Source organism: Terrisporobacter sp. (assembly GCF_017888745.1).
GTDB lineage: Bacteria > Bacillota > Clostridia > Peptostreptococcales > Peptostreptococcaceae > Terrisporobacter.
Map to the genome: position 1 here is coordinate 1 of NZ_JAGHFM010000321.1, position 3,650 is coordinate 3,650.

Annotated in this window: 5 protein-coding genes; all 5 read left to right on the forward strand. The window is 27.5% G+C overall.

Annotated elements, in window-relative coordinates; all coding sequences use genetic code 11:
• The first annotated feature begins 227 nt into the window (after positions 1-227).
• Positions 228-833: an NEAT domain-containing protein gene (locus tag J7G74_RS14185; RefSeq protein WP_297136531.1), complete on the forward strand. Its 606-nt coding sequence runs from the start codon at positions 228-230 to the stop codon at positions 831-833.
• Between the two features lie 14 nt (positions 834-847).
• Positions 848-1,396 (forward strand): class D sortase, encoded by a 549-nt coding sequence (locus J7G74_RS14190; RefSeq protein ID WP_297136533.1) that lies wholly within the window; start codon positions 848-850, stop codon positions 1,394-1,396.
• A 78-nt stretch (positions 1,397-1,474) separates the two neighbouring features.
• A complete protein-coding gene (gene isdE / locus J7G74_RS14195; protein WP_297136535.1) occupies positions 1,475-2,344 on the forward strand; it encodes a heme ABC transporter substrate-binding protein IsdE in 870 nt (289 codons plus the stop codon).
• Positions 2,337-3,347 (forward strand): FecCD family ABC transporter permease, encoded by a 1,011-nt coding sequence (locus J7G74_RS14200; protein ID WP_297136537.1) that lies wholly within the window; start codon positions 2,337-2,339, stop codon positions 3,345-3,347. The genes isdE and J7G74_RS14200 overlap by 8 nt, the downstream gene beginning before the upstream one ends.
• A partial coding sequence (locus tag J7G74_RS14205; RefSeq protein ID WP_297136539.1) for an ATP-binding cassette domain-containing protein occupies positions 3,341-3,650 on the forward strand: 310 nt, incomplete at its 3' end. The genes J7G74_RS14200 and J7G74_RS14205, both read left to right, overlap by 7 nt.

A 3,650-nucleotide genomic window follows, 5' to 3' on the forward strand; every position in this document is an offset into this window, starting at 1 on the left:
ATATAAACTAATTGACAAAGTAAATATAAAGCTGATTATTACAAAGATTATAGACTATTGATAACTAAAAATATTAATAATCAATCTATATATTTTTATAAAAAAATACAATTTCAATTATTTTGATAAAATGATAATTACTTTTTGTTGACAATGATTATCAATAATGATAATATTGGATTAAAGTTAACATAAAGTGTTATAGGAAAAAGAAAGTAGGAGATTGAATGAAAAAAATAAAAAATATATTATTTGTAGCTATGTTCTCATTAATAATAGGACTTCAGACAATAGGCAGTTTTGCAGCAGAACTTAGTGAATTGGAAAGTGGAATATATGATATAAAAAATGAGGTTTATCATGAAAATGAAATAGGTATGCAGATGTCTAGAACTTATTTAGATGAAAATATGGTTTTAGAAAAAAATGAAGGTAAATGGTATTATACTGTAAAATTTAAAGGAACTAATTACATGGAAAATTACAGAATACTTTTGGATGGAAATTTAGTTGAAACAGAAGTAGTAAGTGAAAATGATGAAGAACATTCTATAGAATTAAAATTTGAAACAACATCTATAATTCCTAATATAGAAGCACAAATATACGTTGACCCAATGGGGAGAGATGTAGAGTTTGAAATAAATCCACAAGAAGATACTTTAACTTTAGTTAAAGCTATTGAAGAACCTAAGAAAGAAGTTGTTGAAAAAACATCAATTAAAGAAAATGAAAAAGTATCTAAAACTTCGAATATCACTATTTTCATAGTAATAGGAGTAGCAGTAATATTAGTAATTGCAGGATTAGTATTTAAAAAATCTAGAAAGTAATTATAAAAATAGTTATGAGAAATAAAATATCAAGACTATTAATTTTAATGGGCCTATTAGTATTAATAGGCTCTTTATTTCTAATATTACACTTTAAATCTGTTGAAAATAGAGCGTTAATATCTTTTGAAGAAAAGATTGAAAAAAATGAAGTTATAGAAAATGTTGATAAAGGTGATGAAATAGGGATTATTGAAATAAAGTCAATAAATCTTAAAAATGTAATTGTGGAATCTATAGAAAATAAATATTTAAGATATTATATATGTCATTTTGAGAATAGTGCTATGCCTGGTGAAGATGGTAATTTTGCTTTAGCAGGACACAGTAGTACTTATTTTGCAAACCAAGTTTTCAATGAACTACATAAAGTAGAGATTGGAGATGAAATAAAAATAAAAACTATAAATGATGAATTTATTTATACTATTACAGAAACTTCAGTAATTGAGCCAGAAGATACATATGTGTTAGAGCAAGATATGAGTAAAAAAGAAATCACTATAATTACATGTACTAATAGTGGAAAACAAAGATTTTTAGTAAAAGGTGAAATTAAGTAAAGGTATATGTAAGGAAAAATTATTAGAGATTAGTTAGAAGTGATAACATAGCCCAAATATAATGAAAGGAATAAGAAAATGAGTATTAAGAAGAAAATTATTGCCATGCTTGGAATTGCTACAATAAGTCTTATGGTAGGGTGTTCAAGCAATAAAGTTGAAAATAAAACTAATGATACAAAAGATAATGTTGTAGTTGCAACATCAGTTGCTGTAACAGAAATATTAGATGAATTAGGAGTTAAAGTAAGTGGTGTTCCAACTACTTCTTATGAGTTACCAGAAAGCACAAAGGGAGCAGTTGAAGTAGGTAATCCAATGAACCCAGATTTAGAAATTATAAAATCATTAAACCCAACCTGTGTAGTTTCTGTAGATACTTTAGGGTCAGACTTTAAAAAGAAATTTACAGAAAATAATATACCAAGTGAATTTGTGAACTTAAGCACTATAGAAGGTTTAAAAGAAGCAATATTAACTTTAGGAGAAAAGTTTGATAAAGCTGAAAAAGCAAATGAAATAGTAACTGAATTAGAAACTAAAATTGAAGATGTTAATTCAAATAGTAAAGGAAATTCTGAAGATGTTTTAGTATTATTTGGAGCGCCTGGTTCAGTAATGGTTGCTACAGAAAACTCTTATGTAGGTAATCTAGTTAAAATTGCTGGTGGGAAAAATATATTCCAAGGTCAATCTTCTTCATTTATGCAAGTTAATATGGAAGAAATAATAAAAAATAATCCTAAGAAAATACTTATAATGACTCATGCAATTCCTGAAGAAGCTAAAAAAACTGTAGAGGATGAATTTAAGAAAGAAACTTGGCAAAAACTTGATGCAATAAAAAATAATGAAGTTTATTTCTTAGAAAATGGACTTTTCGGGATGAGTGCAAACTTACAAGTTACAGATGCTCTTGATAAGTTAGGAGAAATATTATATGAGTAGATCCTTAGATACAAATAAAGAAGAACGAAAAAAAGCACTTTATATTTTGGGAGCATTGATATTATTATTTTTTACTGCTATTACTGCTATGAAATTAGGTAGTTTAGAAGTAACTTACGGTGAATTACTAAAGGGAGTATTTAATAACTTTAGTGATGATAATTTATCAATTATAAAAGAGTTAAGATTTCCAAGAATCATAATAGCAATATTAGTTGGTGGAAATTTAGCAGTATGTGGGGTATTATTACAAGTTGTTGTAAAAAATCCTTTAGCAGATCCAGGAATTACAGGTATATCTGCTGGAGCATCTTTGGTAGCAGTTCTAGTTATGGTATTATTCCCTAGTTTGACAGGTATAAAACCTTTACTAGCATTCGGCGGTGGATTAGTATCAGCATTATTAGTATTTTTAATTGCTTATGATAAGGGATTTTCTCCTCTTAGAATTATTTTAGCAGGTGTTGCAATAAATGCCATACTAACTTCCATGTCTTCAATACTTACAATGTTTAACTCTACTGGTGTGTCTTCTGTCACAAACTGGTTAAATGGAAGTTTAGTTACTGTAACCTGGTCAGATGTAAGATTATTAGCTATTTATTCTGTAATAGGTGTATCAATATCTCTTACATTAAGCTTAACTTGTAATTTAATGAATCTAGGAGACAAGACAGCGAAAAGCTTAGGAGTAGACGTAGATAAGCAAAGATTATTAATATCATCTGTGGCTGTATTCTTAGCAAGTATTTCTACAGGAGTAGCAGGTATTATTTCTTTTGTTGGATTAATAGTTCCTCATATATCAAGATTTATAATAGGTTCAGATCATAAATACTTGATACCATTTAGTTGGGTTATGGGAAGTATATTATTACTAATAGCAGATACTATGGGAAGGATCCTAATGAGACCATATGATATACCAGTAGGACTTGTTATGTCAGTTATAGGTGGACCATTCTTTATATTCTTATTGAGAAGGAGTATGAAAAAATGTTAAAATGTGAAAATATACATTTTAGTTATGATAAAAGTAAAAAATTTATTAAAAATTTAAATATAGATATTCCAAAAAGTAAAATAACTACAATACTTGGTCCTAATGGAAGTGGAAAATCTACATTACTTAGTATGCTAGCTCGTTTTAATAGACCATTAGAAGGGAATGTATTTATAGAAAATACAAACCTAAGCACTTTAAAATTTAAAGAAATAGCTCAAAGGATAGAAACAGTTCATCAACATAATGAATCTCCAGAAGATATAACTGTTGAGAAATTAGTTAGTTTTGGTAGAGTACCAT

Excerpts from the sequence above, each read along its gene's own strand:
- isdE (WP_297136535.1), top strand. The coding sequence starts at position 1,475 with ATGAGTATTAAGAAGAAAATTATTGCCATGCTTGGAATTGCTACAATA.
- J7G74_RS14190 (WP_297136533.1), top strand. The coding sequence starts at position 848 with ATGAGAAATAAAATATCAAGACTATTAATTTTAATGGGCCTATTAGTA.
- J7G74_RS14200 (WP_297136537.1), top strand. The coding sequence starts at position 2,337 with ATGAGTAGATCCTTAGATACAAATAAAGAAGAACGAAAAAAAGCACTT.
- J7G74_RS14185 (WP_297136531.1), top strand. The coding sequence starts at position 228 with ATGAAAAAAATAAAAAATATATTATTTGTAGCTATGTTCTCATTAATA.